This is a genomic window from Escherichia sp. E10V10 (assembly GCF_004211985.1).
Taxonomy (GTDB): Bacteria; Pseudomonadota; Gammaproteobacteria; order Enterobacterales; family Enterobacteriaceae; genus Escherichia.
Genome location: NZ_RHJO01000004.1, coordinates 24,281 through 40,397, shown reverse-complemented (window position 1 = coordinate 40,397; position 16,117 = coordinate 24,281). Strand labels below are relative to the sequence as shown.

General features: G+C 54.3%; 15 protein-coding genes. 10 read left to right on the top strand and 5 right to left on the bottom strand.

Going from position 1 to position 16,117, the window contains the following annotated elements:
• Positions 1–65 precede the first annotated feature (65 nt).
• The 3 genes from hcxB to dinG form a co-directional block, all read right to left on the bottom strand.
• Positions 66–1,151 carry a hydroxycarboxylate dehydrogenase HcXB gene (gene hcxB / locus D9736_RS08940; RefSeq protein ID WP_130258159.1) on the bottom strand — a complete coding sequence of 362 codons (1,086 nt, stop codon included), beginning with the start codon at positions 1,149–1,151 and terminating at the stop codon, positions 66–68.
• 140 nt (positions 1,152–1,291) lie between these two features.
• Entirely contained in the window at positions 1,292–2,254 is a 963-nt protein-coding gene (gene ybiB / locus D9736_RS08935; RefSeq protein ID WP_130258158.1) for a DNA-binding protein YbiB, read from the bottom strand.
• Between the two features lie 27 nt (positions 2,255–2,281).
• On the bottom strand, positions 2,282–4,432 hold the full coding sequence (dinG, locus tag D9736_RS08930) for an ATP-dependent DNA helicase DinG (RefSeq protein ID WP_130258157.1): 2,151 nt from the start codon (positions 4,430–4,432) through the stop codon (positions 2,282–2,284).
• A 119-nt stretch (positions 4,433–4,551) separates the two neighbouring features.
• Between dinG and ybiA the strand changes: the two genes are divergently transcribed.
• Together ybiA and D9736_RS23360 are read left to right on the top strand one after the other, a co-directional pair.
• The gene (gene ybiA / locus D9736_RS08925; protein ID WP_130258156.1) at positions 4,552–5,034 is read left to right on the top strand and encodes an N-glycosidase YbiA; all 483 of its coding nucleotides are present in this window, start codon (positions 4,552–4,554) and stop codon (positions 5,032–5,034) included.
• 15 nt (positions 5,035–5,049) lie between these two features.
• Entirely contained in the window at positions 5,050–5,190 is a 141-nt protein-coding gene (locus D9736_RS23360) for a hypothetical protein (protein ID WP_165383153.1), read from the top strand.
• A 77-nt stretch (positions 5,191–5,267) separates the two neighbouring features.
• Here the strand turns inward: D9736_RS23360 and rhlE are convergent, their stop codons facing one another.
• Entirely contained in the window at positions 5,268–6,632 is a 1,365-nt protein-coding gene (gene rhlE, locus D9736_RS08920) for an ATP-dependent RNA helicase RhlE (protein WP_130258155.1), read from the bottom strand.
• Positions 6,633–6,860: 228 nt separating this feature from the next.
• On the opposite strand from rhlE, the gene cecR reads away from it, so the two are divergent.
• From cecR to D9736_RS08895, 5 genes are read left to right on the top strand one after another with little or no spacing between them, the layout of a single operon-like run.
• The gene (gene cecR / locus D9736_RS08915) at positions 6,861–7,532 is read left to right on the top strand and encodes a DNA-binding transcriptional regulator CecR (RefSeq protein WP_024191852.1); all 672 of its coding nucleotides are present in this window, start codon (positions 6,861–6,863) and stop codon (positions 7,530–7,532) included.
• Between the two features lie 2 nt (positions 7,533–7,534).
• Positions 7,535–8,530: a secretion protein HlyD gene (hlyD, locus tag D9736_RS08910; RefSeq protein ID WP_130258154.1), complete on the top strand. Its 996-nt coding sequence runs from the start codon at positions 7,535–7,537 to the stop codon at positions 8,528–8,530.
• Positions 8,523–10,259, top strand: a complete 1,737-nt coding sequence (locus D9736_RS08905) for an ATP-binding cassette domain-containing protein (RefSeq protein WP_130258153.1) — start codon at positions 8,523–8,525, stop codon at positions 10,257–10,259. Before hlyD ends, D9736_RS08905 begins: the two co-directional genes overlap by 8 nt.
• Positions 10,252–11,385 carry an ABC transporter permease gene (locus D9736_RS08900; RefSeq protein ID WP_000070131.1) on the top strand — a complete coding sequence of 378 codons (1,134 nt, stop codon included), beginning with the start codon at positions 10,252–10,254 and terminating at the stop codon, positions 11,383–11,385. The genes D9736_RS08905 and D9736_RS08900 overlap by 8 nt, the downstream gene beginning before the upstream one ends.
• Positions 11,386–11,395: 10 nt before the next feature.
• Positions 11,396–12,502, top strand: coding sequence for an ABC transporter permease (locus D9736_RS08895; RefSeq protein WP_000469031.1), 1,107 nt, complete (start codon positions 11,396–11,398; stop codon positions 12,500–12,502).
• Here the strand turns inward: D9736_RS08895 and D9736_RS08890 are convergent.
• Positions 12,464–12,874: a YbhQ family protein gene (locus tag D9736_RS08890; protein ID WP_025237330.1), complete on the bottom strand. Its 411-nt coding sequence runs from the start codon at positions 12,872–12,874 to the stop codon at positions 12,464–12,466. The genes D9736_RS08895 and D9736_RS08890 overlap by 39 nt on opposite strands.
• A gap of 132 nt (positions 12,875–13,006) precedes the next feature.
• Here D9736_RS08890 and D9736_RS08885 point away from each other — a divergent pair, with 132 nt between their 5' ends.
• Genes D9736_RS08885 through D9736_RS08875 form a run of 3 tightly spaced genes read left to right on the top strand, consistent with a single transcriptional unit; the run spans position 13,007 to position 15,962 of the window.
• Positions 13,007–13,768, top strand: a complete 762-nt coding sequence (locus tag D9736_RS08885) for an endonuclease/exonuclease/phosphatase family protein (protein WP_130214893.1) — start codon at positions 13,007–13,009, stop codon at positions 13,766–13,768.
• A complete protein-coding gene (clsB, locus tag D9736_RS08880; RefSeq protein ID WP_130258152.1) occupies positions 13,765–15,006 on the top strand; it encodes a cardiolipin synthase ClsB in 1,242 nt (413 codons plus the stop codon). The genes D9736_RS08885 and clsB overlap by 4 nt, the downstream gene beginning before the upstream one ends.
• Positions 15,006–15,962, top strand: coding sequence for a YbhN family protein (locus tag D9736_RS08875; RefSeq protein WP_130258151.1), 957 nt, complete (start codon positions 15,006–15,008; stop codon positions 15,960–15,962). Before clsB ends, D9736_RS08875 begins: the two co-directional genes overlap by 1 nt.
• Positions 15,963–16,117 lie beyond the last annotated feature (155 nt).

Genomic DNA, 16,117 nt, shown 5'->3' with positions numbered 1-16,117 from the left:
TGCTCTAACCCTCATTGATCCTATGTTACCCTTGTTTGCCCGTCCGACACTGGACGGGCTTTTTTTTAGCTGGCTAACTGCTGACAGAAAGCCTGCAACGTCTCTTCCGGCATACCAACCTGTCGCGCCGCATCACAAATGGCCTGCCAGCTTCCCGCATCCAATGGGATCCCCAACTCCTGCCGTTCGCGACGCGTGTTCACTTCCCACTCACCCGGTAGCAAAATCGGCTTATCTTTATCATGCGGCGAAGCTTTCACCCACTCGGCAAAGGCTTCGGTCTGCGCGCTACAATCCGGCGCGCCGAACAGTTCCGGGTTGATGATGATAGTGGTCATGCAGTTAAGAATGGTATCGGGACTGGTTTGTAACGTTTCCTGATGCGTCGTTTTACCGCCGGAAAGCGCCCCGCCAAGAATTTCACACATCGCCGCCAGCGCGTAGCCTTTATGTTCGGCAAAGGTCAACAACGACCCCAACGGCGACTCCTGCATGACCGCCGGGTTAGTCGTCGGGACGCCGTTAACATCAATCAGGCAGCCTGGCGGCACGGGGACACCTTTATGCCAGGCGACGCGAGTTTTACCAAATGCGATGGCGCTGGTGGCGTAATCAAGCAACAGCGGGAAGTTATCTTTACGTGGAAAAATCACACAGAACGGATTGGTTCCAAAGCGGCTGTCGCGGCCGTGGAACGGTGCAACCATTGGAATACCAACCACGTTAACAAAGTGGATAGAGACAAACCCCGCCGCCGCGCACTGTTCCGCCCAATAACCGATTCGGCCGATATGATGCGAGTTATGTAGCGCCACGGCGGCAATGCCGTGCTGATGCGCTTTCTCAATCCCCAGCGCCATCGCTTCGTGTGCCGCCACCTGACCAAATGCGCGATCGCCATCAAGCGTGACCACAGCCCCCGCCTCTTTGATAATTTTGGCGTGATGGTTGATTTGCAAAGAACCCAGGCGCCAGGAATGCACATAGCTTGGGATCATGCCAATGCCATGTGAATCATGCCCAGCCAGATTTGCCGCGATTAAATGATCGGCAACTAATTTTGCTTCCTGTTCCTCGCTCCCCATCTGACGAAATACAGCCTGAATAAAACGGTGTAGCGTCTGCGCATCAAAGCGATGACCACTTTCCATGGTTAACTCCTGTTTATGTTATATGCCTGTTGCTTTTTTATGCTGCGCGCCAGACGCGGGAAGGTCAATAAAGATGCAGGAATTTCATATTGCGGTGGGGTAAAGGCCGGATGACAGTGCTCATCCGGCTGGGGGAGAACTTAAAATGATTGCTTAACGCGCGCCAGGCCGTCGCTGATAGTTGCCGCTTCACCCGTAGCCACCAGGCAGCAAGCCATCTGGATTTTCAGCGATTCGGGAATCGGTTCGTTGCCAGCCAGGCAACGTTCAATCCACTGCGCCGTAGTTTCCGGGTCTTTGGCTTGTGGCAGTAGCTCGCTGCCAGCAGTGTCCTGTTTTTCATACAGCACCCGCATCCCTTCACGGTCGATCAGATTGATTTGCGGGCAGCGTTGCGGATTAGCATACACTTCACCTTCAGTGCCATGCATTAACAGCGCTCGTCCGCCAATATCGCTAAAGAACTTCGCGACGCGTCCGATGTATTCCGGATGCGAAACGCTGGAAAGACGCAGCGCCTCACCTTCGGCAAATGGCGTCGCCAGTTTCGCCAGGGTATGCGCACTGTTACGCACGCCCATCCGCCAGCGCATCGCCAGTTGTTTTTCCAGCGGCGGGCAAAACGCGCCCACAGGCATAAACACCAGTTGATGTTCGTCGAGCTTCGCCTGCGCCTGCCCGCCGTGCAGCGTTGGCGCTATCCCCATCAGTTCGAAAATGGTTTCGGTCAGCACACGAGTTGGATCTTCGCTAACGCCGTGAACCACCACAGGAAAACCGAGTTTATGCAGCAGAATCGCTAACAACGGCGTCAGGTTGGCCTGTTTACGCGCGCCGTTGTAACTGGGGATGACAATCGGCATCGGCTTGCCGGTAGGCGGCGTCAGCTTGATGGTGTGATTTTGCATGGCTTCGTAAAAGCCGAGCATCTCTGCTTCCCCTTCCCCTTTGATACGCAGCGCAATCAATACGCCGCCCAACTCAAGGTCAGGGACTTCACCGTTGAGCATATGGGCATACAGACCGCGCGCAGTATCCCGGTCTAAATCGCGCGCGTGGTTTTTCCCGCGCCCGATCTCTTTAATGATTTTGCGATAGTCCATTTACGACTCCTTACCTGACTCACATCATTAACGCCGCCGACGGCGTGGGGATTTCGCTTTTTCTTTCTTTTTAACTATACCTTCAGGGACTTCCGGTTGCTCAATCGGAAATACCGGTAATGCATCCAGTAGTCGCTTGCCATAGTTTTTGGTCAGCAAGCGTTTATCGTAAATCACCACTTCCCCCCAGCAGCTGTGGCTTCGGATCAAACGCCCGACCTGCTGGATCAGGTTAAACGAGGCGCTCGGCAGGCTTTGCACCTCAAACGGATAGCGATTGAGGCTTTTCAGCCATTCTCCTTCGGTGATCACCACCGGGCTATCAATAGGTGGGAAGGCAATTTTATGGATATGCACCTGACTTAGCAGCTCGCCCTTTAAATCCAGCCCTTCGGCAAATGACTGTAAGCCCACCAGCACACTGCGCTCACCGTTGCCGACGCGTTTGCGGTGCAGTTCAACTAAACGGTAACGTGGCTGATCGCCCTGCACCAGCAACATCAACCGTAAATCCGTCACATAGTCGAGAAACCGCTGCATCGCCCGTCCGCTGGCAAACAGTACCAACATACCGAGATGTTTTTTGCTCTCCACCTGCTCACGGAAGAACGCCGCCATTTCAGCAATGTGCTGTTCTTCGTTGTCAATGGAAGGCTCAAAGCGCATCCGGGGAATAACAATTTTGCCCTGTTCGCAGTGGTTGAAGGGGGAATCCAGCGCCACAAAGCGGTCGCCCGCTTTCTCTTTCAGCCCGCTCATCTCCTGCAAACGCGAAAAACTGTTCAGCGAACGCAAGGTTGCAGAGGTGACAATAATGTGCGGAATACTGCGCCACAGCAGCCTTTCCAGCTGATCGCTAACACGGATCCCCACGCAGTGAAACCAGAGATGCAACTGCCCGTCGCGCTCTTCCCGCGTCGCCCATTTGGTCACCGGCGCACCGGAAGATTGCGCCAGAGACGCCAGCCGCCAGAGTTTGCTTTGCGCCTCGAACATCCCCAACGCGCGGTTCATCTGCAAAATCAACCGATGCAGACGTACAATGTCATGGCTGCCGGTTTTCTCACTTAAATCGTTAAGAAATAACTCCGCCAGACCACGCAACATCTCGGTGAGTTTCGCCAGCCGCTGGCAGATCTCCAGCACTTCATCAGGCAATTCGCCCATCGCGAAACGGTGCTCTGCCTCTTGCCCGGCAGGCATGTAGAGATTGAGAATGTTGTTTAACGAGGCGATAAGCTCATACAACTCTTCACAATGCGCATTCAAACGTTCAGGGATCGCCAGCGGTGGGATCGTCTTCGGGCGAAACTGCTCCATGCAGGTAGCGACCAGTTTGGTGAACAAGTCCAGCTGTAGCCGATACCAGGGCGCGGTGATTTCGGCGCTCATCTCCAGCGCATCCCGCGCCACGTCCGGCAGGTGATGACCTTCGTCCAGTACCAGCAGCAGATTTTTCGGGTCAGGCAATACGGCTTCGCTTTCCATCGCCGCCATTACCAGCGCATGGTTTGCCACCACCACTTCCGCTTCCTGAATCTCCCGACGAGCGACAAAAAACGGGCATTCACGATAGTAGTAACAGTTGCGGTTGAGGCAGCTGGCTTTGTCGGTACTCAAACGACGCCAGAGATCGTCATCTATAGCGATATCCGTATGATCGCGCAGACCATCCCATTTATAAGTGTCGAGATCGCCCTTCAGCTTCGCACAACGTTTTTGCTCTTCCTGATTGTTCGGCGTCAGTTCGTCGTCAAGAAACGCCAGCAGATCCTGTTGCGTGGGTTCAGTGCTGGCGAGCGCCGTCAGATTACGCGGGCAAACGTAGCGCCCACGCCCAAAAGCGGCAGTGAATTTAAGATCGGGAATGATCTTTTTCAGCAGCGGTAAATCTTTGCTGTAGATCTGATCCTGCAACGCCACGTTGGCGGTACTCACCACCAGCGTTTTTTGCTCTTCGCGGGCAATGGCGATGCCGGGAATCAAATAGGAGAGCGTTTTCCCAACGCCGGTGGGGGCTTCAATCGCCAGATGCCGCCCTTCTTCTCCGGCCAGCGTTTTGGCGACGTCCGCAATCATCTGCCGCTGCGGCGCACGGGGAATAAAGTCGGGGATCTGTTCCTGAAGCGCCTTATACCAGGCGGCAATTTGCGCTTTAAGCGCGGCGGTTAATGCCATGAGAAAACCTGAAATACTGTATAAACAGCCAATATTGTGGCATTTTTCGGTTTTCAGGGGTAATGGTTTTTCTGTTTCAGGAAAGCGACTCGCAATAACCACCAACATAATGCGGTTTAATGCCCGTTCGAACACAAAGGATCCAACACGTCATGCAAGACACCACCATAAATTTCTACAGCACCGGCGATGACTACGGTGATTTTTCTAACTTTGCCGCTTGGCCCATTAAGGTTGACGGGAAAACCTGGCCCACCTCAGAACACTATTTCCAAGCACAAAAATTCCTTGATGAAAAATACCGCGAAGAGATCCGTCGGGTTTCTTCCCCCATGGTCGCCGCACGCATGGGGCGCGATCGTTCTAAGCCTCTGCGTAAAAACTGGGAGTCGGTCAAAGAACAGGTGATGCGAAAAGCGCTTCGCGCTAAATTCGAACAGCATACAGAACTGCGCACGCTTTTGCTGGCAACCGCGTCCGCAAAACTGGTTGAGCATACGGAAAATGATGCTTACTGGGGAGACGGTGGTAATGGTAAGGGCAAGAATCGACTGGGCTACCTTTTAATGGAGTTGCGCGAACAATTGGCTATAGAGAAGTAACGTCTCGGGTGGCTTATGAGCGGTAAAACAGAGAAATCTTTTTTCCGCGTTCTCAAATTGCTGACAAGTGCTTGTTGTGAAATGCCGGATGCGGCGCAAGCGCCTTATCCGGCCTACAAAAGCATGCAAATTCAATATATTGCAGAGTTCACGTAGGCCTGATAAGCGTAGCGCATCAGGCAGTTTTGCGTTTGTCATCAGCCTGATGCCGGGCTATGCCCGGCATCAAAAGATTACTGCGCAGCGGCAGGTTTACGCGGACGACGACGACGTTGTTGCTCGCCTGCCGGTTTGGCATCGCCGAGGCGACGAGAGGGTTTTTCTGCAGGTTTCGCACTTGCAGATTTTGCACCACTTTCCGCACGGCGAGGTTGCTGTTGACCGCGACCACCACCTTGCCCACGACCGCCGCCGCCACGTTGCTGGCGACCATTCTGGATTGGTTCCGCTTTGATTGACGGGTCCGGCTCATAGCCCGGAATCGCAATGCGCGGGATCTCTTTTTTCAGCAGTTTTTCGATATCACGCAGCAGTTTGTGTTCATCAACACACACCAACGACAACGCTTCACCGGTAGCTGCCGCGCGACCGGTACGCCCTATACGGTGGACATAATCTTCCGGTACGTTTGGCAGTTCATAGTTGACGACGTGCGGCAACTCTTCGATATCCAGACCGCGCGCAGCGATGTCAGTTGCCACCAGCACACGAATATCGCCCGACTTAAAATCGGCCAGCGCACGAGTACGCGCACCTTGCGATTTATTGCCGTGGATCGCCGCACTACGGATGCCATCTTTATTGAGCTGTTCAGCCAGATGGTTAGCACCATGTTTGGTACGGGTAAACACCAGCACCTGCTGCCAGTTCCCTTTACCAATCATATGCGACAGCAATTCGCGTTTGCGTTTCTTATCGACAAAGTGAACGTGCTGGGTCACCTGATCAGACGCGGTATTGCGGCGTGCCACTTCGATTTCCAGCGGGTTGTGTAGCAGCTTTTCTGCCAGCGCTTTAATGTCGTCAGAGAAAGTGGCGGAGAACAGCAGGTTCTGGCGCTTCGCTGGCAGTTTTGTTAACACGCGACGAATATCGTGGATAAAGCCCATGTCGAGCATGCGGTCAGCTTCATCGAGGACGAGGATTTCTATCTGGTCCAGCTTCACCGCATTCTGATGTTCCAGGTCCAGCAAACGCCCCGGTGTTGCCACCAGCACATCAACGCCGCCACGCAGTTTCATCATCTGCGGGTTAATGCTCACACCACCAAACACCACCAGCGAACGAATGTTCAGGTATTTGCTGTAATCACGGACGTTTTCGCCAATCTGCGCCGCCAGTTCACGGGTCGGGGTAAGAATGAGCGCACGAACCGGACGACGCCCTTTGGCGTGCGGCTCGCGGGAAATCAGGTGTTGTAGTAGCGGCAACGTAAAGCCCGCTGTTTTGCCCGTGCCGGTCTGGGCACTGGCCATCAGGTCGCGGCCTTCCAGCACCGCAGGGATCGCCTGCTGCTGAATAGGGGTGGGTTCACGGTAACCTTGCTCGGCAACGGCGCGCAGGATATCAGGGCTTAAACCCAAAGAATCGAAAGACATAACTACTCCGAACCGCCCCGACCGTTACCGGTGTAGTTTTCAGGGAGATACTGAAAAGGAAAATGACAAAAACCACAATGTCATGAGGGAGCGGAGTGTAGCAGTTTTTGTGACGCAGCGCATAAATTATCCCTGTGACTGGCGTTGCTAAAATTCCTGGCCATACTGGACAACGCTAAAAATGAGTCATAATCTTAATCAATCATTTGATTAAGAATGGGCTGTGCTATGAATAGTCCTGCCATGACAACCAAAGGTGAACAGGCGAAAAAACAGCTGATTGCTGCGGCACTGGCACAGTTTGGTGAGTATGGAATGAACGCCACCACCCGCGATATCGCCGCCCAGGCCGGGCAGAATATCGCTGCCATTACCTATTACTTCGGTTCGAAAGAAGATTTGTACCTCGCCTGCGCCCAGTGGATTGCCGATTTTATTGGCGAGCAGTTCCGTCCGCACGCCGAGGAAGCCGAACGCTTGTTCGCACAACCACAGCCGGATCGCGCCGCTATCCGCGAACTGATCCTTCGCGCCTGCAGGAACATGATCCAACTGCTCACCCAGGATGACACCGTCAACCTCAGCAAGTTTATCTCCCGTGAACAGCTCTCTCCCACGGCGGCCTACCATCTGGTGCATGAACAGGTGATTAGCCCGCTACACAGCCACCTGACACGCCTGATTGCCGCCTGGACCGGCTGCGACGCCAACGATACCCGCATGATCCTCCATACCCATGCGCTGATTGGCGAGATTCTGGCGTTTCGTCTCGGCAAAGAAACGATTCTGTTACGTACCGGCTGGACTGCGTTCGATGAAGAAAAGACCGAACTGATTAACCAGACGGTAACCTGTCATATTGACCTGATTTTGCAAGGATTATCGCAAAGGAGTTTGTAGTGATGAAAAAACCTGTCGTGATTGGACTGGCGGTAGTGGTACTTGCCGCCGTGATTGCCGGAGGCTACTGGTGGTATCAAAGCCGCCAGGATAACGGCCTGACGCTGTATGGCAATGTGGATATTCGCACCGTAAATCTGAGTTTCCGTGTCGGTGGTCGCGTTGAATCGCTGGCGGTGGACGAAGGTGATGCGATCAAAGCGGGTCAGGTGCTGGGCGAGCTGGATCACAAGCCGTATGAGATTGCCCTGATGCAGGCGAAAGCGGGCGTTTCGGTGGCGCAGGCGCAGTATGACCTGATGCTTGCCGGGTATCGCGATGAAGAAATCGCTCAAGCCGCCGCAGCGGTGAAACAGGCGCAAGCCGCCTATGACTATGCGCAGAACTTCTATGCTCGTCAGCAAGGATTGTGGAAAAGCCGCACCATTTCGGCAAACGACCTGGAAAATGCCCGCTCCTCGCGCGACCAGGCCCAGGCAACGCTGAAATCAGCGCAGGATAAATTGCGTCAGTACCGTTCCGGTAACCGTGAACAGGACATCGCCCAGGCGAAAGCCAGCCTCGAACAGGCGCAGGCGCAACTGGCGCAGGCAGAGCTGAATTTACAGGACTCAACGTTGATAGTCCCGTCTGATGGCACGTTGTTAACGCGCGCGGTGGAGCCAGGCACGGTGCTTAATGAAGGGGGCACGGTGTTTACCGTCTCGCTAACGCGGCCAGTGTGGGTGCGTGCCTATGTTGATGAACGTAATCTTGACCAGGCCCAGCCGGGGCGCAAAGTGCTGCTTTATACCGATGGTCGTCCGAACAAACCGTATCACGGGCAGATTGGTTTCGTTTCGCCGACTGCTGAATTTACCCCGAAAACCGTCGAAACACCGGATCTGCGTACCGACCTCGTCTATCGCCTGCGTATTGTGGTGACCGACGCCGATGATGCGTTACGCCAGGGAATGCCGGTAACGGTGCAATTCGGTAACGAGGCAGGACATGAATGATGCCGTTATCACGCTGAACGGCCTGGAAAAACGCTTTCCGGGCATGGACAAGCCCGCCGTCGCGCCGCTCGACTGCACCATTCATGCCGGTTATGTGACGGGGTTGGTGGGGCCGGACGGCGCGGGCAAAACCACGCTGATGCGGATGCTGGCAGGATTACTGAAACCCGACAGCGGCAGCGCCACGGTGATTGGCTTTGATCCGATCAAAAACGACGCTGCGCTGCACGCCGTGCTCGGCTATATGCCGCAGAAATTCGGTCTGTATGAAGATCTCACGGTGATGGAGAATCTCAATCTGTACGCGGATTTGCGCAGCGTCACCGGTGAAGCGCGGAAGCAAACTTTTGCTCGCCTGCTGGAGTTTACGTCTCTTGGGCCGTTTACCGGACGCCTGGCGGGCAAGCTCTCCGGCGGGATGAAGCAAAAACTCGGCCTGGCCTGTACCCTGGTGGGCGAGCCTAAAGTATTGCTACTCGATGAACCCGGCGTCGGCGTTGACCCTATCTCACGGCGCGAACTGTGGCAGATGGTGCATGAGCTGGCGGGCGAAGGGATGTTAATCCTCTGGAGCACCTCGTATCTCGACGAAGCCGAGCAGTGCCGTGACGTGTTACTGATGAACGAAGGCGAGCTGCTGTATCAGGGAGAACCGACGGCCCTGACGCAAACCATGGCCGGACGCAGCTTTCTGATGACCAGCCCGCACGAGGGCAACCGCAAACTGCTACAACGCGCCTTGAAACTACCGCAGGTCAGCGACGGCATGATCCAGGGGAAATCGGTACGCCTGATCCTCAAAAAAGAGGCCACGCCCGACGATGTTCGCCACGCCGACGGGATGCCGGAAATCGACATCAGCCAAACCACGCCCCGCTTTGAAGATGCGTTTATCGATTTGCTGGGCGGTGCCGGAACCTCGGAATCGCCGCTGGGCGCAATATTACATACGGTAGAAGGTACACCTGGCGAGACGGTGATCGAAGCGAAAGAGCTGACCAAGAAATTTGGTGATTTTGCCGCCACCGATCACGTCAACTTTGCCGTTAAACGTGGGGAGATTTTTGGTTTGCTCGGGCCAAACGGCGCGGGTAAATCGACCACCTTTAAGATGATGTGCGGTTTGCTGGTGCCGACCTCTGGTCAGGCGCTGGTGCTGGGGATGGATCTGAAAGAGAGTTCTGGTAAAGCGCGCCAGCATCTCGGCTATATGGCGCAAAAGTTTTCGCTCTACGGCAACCTGACGGTCGAACAGAATTTACGCTTTTTCTCTGGTGTGTATGGCTTACGCGGTCGGGCGCAGAACGAAAAAATCTCCCGTATGAGCGAGGCGTTCGGCCTGAAAAGTATCGCCTCCCACGCGACCGATGAACTGCCATTAGGTTTTAAACAGCGGCTGGCGCTGGCCTGTTCGCTGATGCATGAACCGGACATTCTGTTTCTCGACGAACCGACTTCCGGCGTTGATCCCCTCACCCGCCGTGAATTTTGGCTGCACATCAACAGCATGGTAGAGAAAGGCGTCACGGTGATGGTCACCACCCACTTTATGGATGAAGCGGAATATTGCGACCGCATCGGCCTGGTGTACCGTGGGAAATTAATCGCCAGCGGCACGCCGGATGATTTGAAAGCACAGTCGGCTAACGATGAGCAACCCGATCCCACTATGGAGCAGGCTTTTATTCAACTGATCCACGACTGGGATAAGGAGCATAGCAATGAGTAATCCGATCCTGTCCTGGCGTCGCGTGCGGGCGCTGTGCGTCAAAGAGACGCGGCAGATCGTTCGCGATCCGAGTAGCTGGCTGATTGCGGTAGTGATCCCACTGCTACTGCTGTTTATTTTTGGTTACGGCATTAACCTCGACTCCAGCAAGCTGCGCGTCGGGATTTTACTGGAACAGCGTAGCGAAGCGGCGCTGGATTTCACCCACACCATGACCGGTTCGCCCTATATCGACGCCACCATCAGCGATAACCGTCAGGAACTGATCGCCAAAATGCAGGCGGGGAAAATTCGTGGCCTGGTGGTTATTCCGGTGGATTTCGCCGAACAGATGGAGCGCGCCAACGCCACCGCACCGATTCAGGTGATCACCGACGGCAGTGAGCCGAATACCGCTAACTTTGTGCAGGGGTATGTCGAAGGGATCTGGCAGATCTGGCAAATGCAGCGAGCGGAGGATAACGGGCAGACTTTTGAACCGCTTATTGATGTACAAACCCGCTACTGGTTTAACCCGGCGGCGATAAGCCAACACTTTATTATCCCCGGTGCGGTGACCATCATCATGACGGTCATCGGCGCAATTCTCACCTCGCTGGTGGTGGCGCGAGAATGGGAACGCGGCACCATGGAGGCTTTGCTCTCTACGGAGATTACCCGCACGGAGCTGCTGCTGTGTAAGCTCATCCCCTACTATTTCCTCGGGATGCTGGCGATGTTGCTGTGTATGCTGGTGTCGGTGTTTATTCTCGGCGTGCCGTATCGCGGGTCGCTGCTGATTCTGTTTTTTATCTCCAGCCTGTTTTTACTCAGTACCCTGGGGATGGGGCTGCTGATTTCCACGATTACCCGCAACCAGTTCAACGCCGCTCAGGTCGCCCTGAACGCCGCGTTCCTGCCGTCGATTATGCTTTCCGGCTTTATATTTCAGATAGACAGTATGCCCGCGGTGATCCGCGCGGTGACGTACATTATTCCCGCACGTTATTTCGTCAGCACCCTGCAAAGCCTGTTCCTCGCCGGGAATATTCCAGTGGTGCTGGTGGTGAACGTGCTGTTTTTGATCGCTTCGGCGGTGATGTTTATCGGCCTGACGTGGCTGAAAACCAAACGTCGGCTGGATTAGGGAGAAGAGCATGTTTCATCGCTTATGGACGTTAATCCGCAAAGAGTTGCAGTCGCTGCTGCGCGAACCGCAAACCCGCGCGATTCTGATTTTACCCGTGCTGATTCAGGTGATTCTGTTCCCGTTCGCCGCCACGCTGGAAGTGACCAACGCCACCATCGCCATCTACGATGAAGATAACGGCGAGCATTCGGTGGAGCTGACCCAACGTTTTGCCCGCGCCAGCGCCTTTACCCATGTGCTGCTGCTGAAAAGCCCGCAGGAGATCCGCCCGACCATCGACACACAAAAGGCGCTACTGCTGGTGCGTTTCCCGGCTGACTTCTCGCGCAAACTGGATACCTTCCAGACCGCGCCGTTGCAGTTGATCCTCGACGGGCGTAACTCCAACAGTGCGCAAATTGCCGCTAACTACCTGCAACAGATCGTCAAAAATTATCAGCAGGAGCTGCTGGAAGGAAAACCGAAACCCAACAACAGCGAGCTGGTTGTACGCAACTGGTATAACCCGAATCTCGACTACAAATGGTTTGTGGTGCCGTCGCTGATCGCCATGATCACCACTATCGGCGTGATGATCGTCACTTCACTTTCCGTCGCCCGCGAACGTGAACAAGGTACGCTCGATCAGTTGCTGGTTTCGCCGCTCACCACCTGGCAGATATTCATCGGCAAAGCCGTACCGGCATTAATTGTCGCCACCTTCCAGGCCACCATTGTGTTGGCGATTGGTATCTGGGCGTATCAAATCCCCTTCGCCGGATCGCTGGCGCTGTTCTACTTTACGATGGTGATTTACGGTTTATCGCTGGTGGGATTCGGTCTGTTGATTTCATCACTCTGTTCAACGCAACAGCAGGCGTTTATCGGCGTGTTTGTCTTTATGATGCCCGCCATTCTCCTTTCCGGTTACGTTTCGCCGGTGGAGAACATGCCAGTATGGCTGCAAAACCTGACGTGGATTAACCCTATTCGCCACTTTACGGACATTACCAAGCAGATTTATTTGAAGGATGCGAGTCTGGATATTGTGTGGAACAGTTTGTGGCCGTTACTGGTGATAACGGCCACGACAGGGTCAGCGGCGTACGCGATGTTTAGACGTAAGGTGATGTAGCTTCTTATCTTTCGCCAGCAAAGACACTACCGCCGGGCCGGCAAGGATCGCCAGCCCTGCAACGGCCAACAAATAGTTATTTTCCAGTACGCGGGACAGCAACCACAGCACAATCAGCGCCGCGCCAAAATACCAGGTGGTGGTCAGCTCTTCCAGCACATCCGCCACCTCACGCCAGCGTTGCTCGGGGTGACGCTGAAACACCAGCATCATCACTACCGTTACGCAATACAGCACGCATAATCCCACGCCGACGTGAACCAGAGTTTTACTCATCCAGCCCACCACCAGCAGCGCCACTACCAGTAAATGCAACATAATCTGCCAGCAACTTAGGCCAGTTGCGACACGAACACGTTGTTGCCACTTCATGGCTTCTCTCCTGAAGAATTTATCTCTACTTACTCAGAGTACCGAACTTTACGGAAAATTCCGTAAGACCGCACCTTTTTGTGACGCCGACTACACTATTTCAATGAGATAAGAGGCCAAAACGGGAAAATTATGCCCGATCAAACACAACACTTTTCGTTCAAGGTACTCACCATCAATATTCACAAAGGCTTTACCGCGTTTAACCGACGCTTCATTTTGCCGGAACTTCGCGACGCCGTGCGCACCGTCAGCGCCGATATTGTTTGCCTGCAGGAAGTGATGGGCGCACACGAAGTTCATCCGCTGCATGTGGAAAACTGGCCCGATACCTCGCACTACGAGTTTCTCGCCGACACAATGTGGAGCGATTTTGCCTACGGTCGCAATGCTGTGTATCCGGAAGGGCATCACGGCAACGCCATACTGTCACGCTATCCCATTGAACATTATGAGAATCGTGATGTTTCGGTCGATGGTGCGGAAAAGCGCGGCGTGCTCTACTGCCGCATTGTTCCGCCGATGACCGGGAAAGCGATTCATGTGATGTGCGTACATTTGGGCCTGCGTGAGGCGCACCGTCAGGCGCAGATTGCGATGCTCGCCGAATGGGTGAATGAGCTGCCGGACGGCGAACCGGTATTGGTAGCGGGTGATTTCAACGACTGGCGGCAAAAAGCTAATCATCCGTTAAAAGTGCAGGCCGGACTGGATGAGATTTTTACCCGCGCCCACGGACGCCCGGCGCGCACGTTTCCGGTGCAATTTCCTCTACTACGACTGGACAGGATCTACGTCAAAAATGCCAGCGCCAGCGCGCCAACCGCGTTGCCGCTGCGGACATGGCGACACCTTTCTGATCATGCCCCTTTAAGTGCGGAGATTCATTTATGAAATGTAGCTGGCGCGAAGGCAATAAGATCCAGTTGCTGGAAAACGGCGAGCAATATTATCCTGCGGTGTTTAAGGCGATTGGCGAGGCGCAAGAACGCATCATTCTTGAAACGTTTATCTGGTTTGAGGATGACGTCGGCAAACAGCTGCATGCGGCGCTACTGGCAGCAGCGCAACGTGGGGTAAAGGCGGAAGTCTTGCTGGATGGCTACGGTTCGCCGGATCTCAGCGATGAGTTTGTCAATGAACTGACGGTAGCTGGCGTGGTGTTCCGCTACTACGATCCCCGCCCTCGCCTTTTTGGTATGCGCACCAATGTGTTTCGCCGGATGCATCGCAAAATTGTGGTGATCGACGCGCGTATCGCCTTTATTGGCGGGCTGAATTACTCCGCCGAGCATATGTCCAGCTACGGTCCAGAGGCTAAACAGGATTACGCGGTACGCCTCGAAGGGCCGATTGTTGAAGATATTCTGCAATTTGAACTGGAAAACCTGCCAGGACAGAGCGCGGCCCGGCGCTGGTGGCGACGTCATCATAAAGCGGAAGAAAACCGCCAGCCGGGAGAAGCGCAGGTATTGCTGGTCTGGCGCGATAACGAAGAACATCGCAGTGATATCGAACGCCACTATTTGAAAATGCTCACTCAGGCGCGGCGGGAAGTGATTATTGCCAACGCCTACTTCTTCCCCGGCTATCGATTTTTACACGCCTTGCGTAAAGCGGCACGGCGCGGGGTGCGGATCAAACTGATCATTCAGGGCGAACCGGATATGCCCATTGTCAGAGTCGGTGCGCGCTTGCTGTATAACTATCTGGTTAAAGGCGGCGTTCAGGTGTTTGAGTACCGTCGCCGCCCGCTCCACGGCAAAGTGGCATTGATGGACGACCACTGGGCGACGGTAGGGTCCAGTAATCTCGATCCGCTCAGTTTGTCACTGAATCTCGAAGCAAATGTCATCATCCACGATCGTAATTTTAACCAGACGCTGCGCGATAATCTGAACGGCATTATCGCCGCAGATTGTCAGCAGGTCGATGAGACCATGCTGCCGAAACGGACCTGGTGGAACCTGACCAAAAGCGTGCTGGCGTTCCACTTTTTACGCCACTTCCCGGCGCTGGTGGGCTGGCTTCCGGCGCACACGCCACATCTGGCGCAGGTTGATCCGCCCGCCCAACCGACAATGGAAACGCAGGATCGGGTCGAAACTGAAAGTTCAGGGATGAAGCCCTGATGAGTAAATCACATCCGCGCTGGCGCTTAGCAAAGAAGATCCTCACCTGGCTGTTTTTTATCGCGGTGATTGTGTTGCTGGTGGTCTACGCCAAAAAAGTGGACTGGGAAGAGGTCTGGAAGGTCATCCGCGACTACAATCGCGTTGCGCTGCTCAGTGCGGTTGGGCTGGTGGTCATCAGTTATCTGATTTACGGCTGCTATGACCTGCTCGCCCGCTCTTACTGCGGTCACAAACTGGCGAAGCGCCAGGTCATGCTGGTGTCGTTTATCTGCTATGCCTTCAACCTGACGCTCAGTACCTGGGTCGGCGGCATTGGTATGCGATATCGTTTGTACTCCCGGCTAGGGTTACCGGGCAGCACTATTACACGAATTTTCTCGCTCAGTATTACCACCAACTGGCTGGGCTATATTTTACTGGCAGGGATTATCTTTACCGCAGGCGTGGTGGAACTGCCGGATCACTGGTATGTCGATCAAACTACGCTGCGTATTCTCGGCGTGTGCTTGCTGTTGATAATTGCGGTTTATTTGTGGTTTTGCGCTTTCGCGAAGCACCGCCATATGACCATCAAAGGGCAAAAGCTGGTGTTGCCTTCATGGAAATTCGCCCTCGCCCAGATGCTGATTTCCAGCGTTAACTGGATGGTAATGGGAGCGATTATCTGGCTGTTACTCGGTCAAAGCGTGAACTATTTCTTTGTACTGGGCGTGTTGCTGGTTAGTAGTATTGCTGGCGTCATCGTGCATATTCCGGCGGGAATTGGTGTGCTGGAAGCGGTGTTTATCGCGCTACTGGCTGGGGAGCATACATCCAAAGGCACAATTATCGCCGCCCTACTCGCTTACCGTGTGCTGTATTACTTTATCCCGCTGCTGCTGGCGCTGATCTGTTACCTGTTGCTGGAAAGCCAGGCGAAGAAGCTACGAGCGAAAAATGAAGCGGCGATGTGAAGTTCGGTTAAGTTCTTTTGGTTTGTGCAGATTGTTAGCAAAGTGCTATTTGTTCATGGCGGATGCGGCGTGAACGCCTTATCCGCCCTACACAACCGGACTAAGTTAATAGTTTACAATTCCAGTCAGTACCAGCTAAGCATAGCGCATCAGCC

Excerpts from the sequence above, each read along its gene's own strand:
- hcxB (WP_130258159.1), bottom strand. The coding sequence starts at position 1,151 with ATGGAAAGTGGTCATCGCTTTGATGCGCAGACGCTACACCGTTTTATT.
- ybiB (WP_130258158.1), bottom strand. The coding sequence starts at position 2,254 with ATGGACTATCGCAAAATCATTAAAGAGATCGGGCGCGGGAAAAACCAC.
- clsB (WP_130258152.1), top strand. The coding sequence starts at position 13,765 with ATGAAATGTAGCTGGCGCGAAGGCAATAAGATCCAGTTGCTGGAAAAC.
- D9736_RS08885 (WP_130214893.1), top strand. The coding sequence starts at position 13,007 with ATGCCCGATCAAACACAACACTTTTCGTTCAAGGTACTCACCATCAAT.
- dinG (WP_130258157.1), bottom strand. The coding sequence starts at position 4,432 with ATGGCATTAACCGCCGCGCTTAAAGCGCAAATTGCCGCCTGGTATAAG.
- D9736_RS08905 (WP_130258153.1), top strand. The coding sequence starts at position 8,523 with ATGAATGATGCCGTTATCACGCTGAACGGCCTGGAAAAACGCTTTCCG.
- hlyD (WP_130258154.1), top strand. The coding sequence starts at position 7,535 with ATGAAAAAACCTGTCGTGATTGGACTGGCGGTAGTGGTACTTGCCGCC.
- ybiA (WP_130258156.1), top strand. The coding sequence starts at position 4,552 with ATGCCCGTTCGAACACAAAGGATCCAACACGTCATGCAAGACACCACC.
- cecR (WP_024191852.1), top strand. The coding sequence starts at position 6,861 with ATGAATAGTCCTGCCATGACAACCAAAGGTGAACAGGCGAAAAAACAG.
- D9736_RS23360 (WP_165383153.1), top strand. The coding sequence starts at position 5,050 with ATGAGCGGTAAAACAGAGAAATCTTTTTTCCGCGTTCTCAAATTGCTG.
- D9736_RS08890 (WP_025237330.1), bottom strand. The coding sequence starts at position 12,874 with ATGAAGTGGCAACAACGTGTTCGTGTCGCAACTGGCCTAAGTTGCTGG.
- D9736_RS08895 (WP_000469031.1), top strand. The coding sequence starts at position 11,396 with ATGTTTCATCGCTTATGGACGTTAATCCGCAAAGAGTTGCAGTCGCTG.
- D9736_RS08875 (WP_130258151.1), top strand. The coding sequence starts at position 15,006 with ATGAGTAAATCACATCCGCGCTGGCGCTTAGCAAAGAAGATCCTCACC.
- D9736_RS08900 (WP_000070131.1), top strand. The coding sequence starts at position 10,252 with ATGAGTAATCCGATCCTGTCCTGGCGTCGCGTGCGGGCGCTGTGCGTC.
- rhlE (WP_130258155.1), bottom strand. The coding sequence starts at position 6,632 with ATGTCTTTCGATTCTTTGGGTTTAAGCCCTGATATCCTGCGCGCCGTT.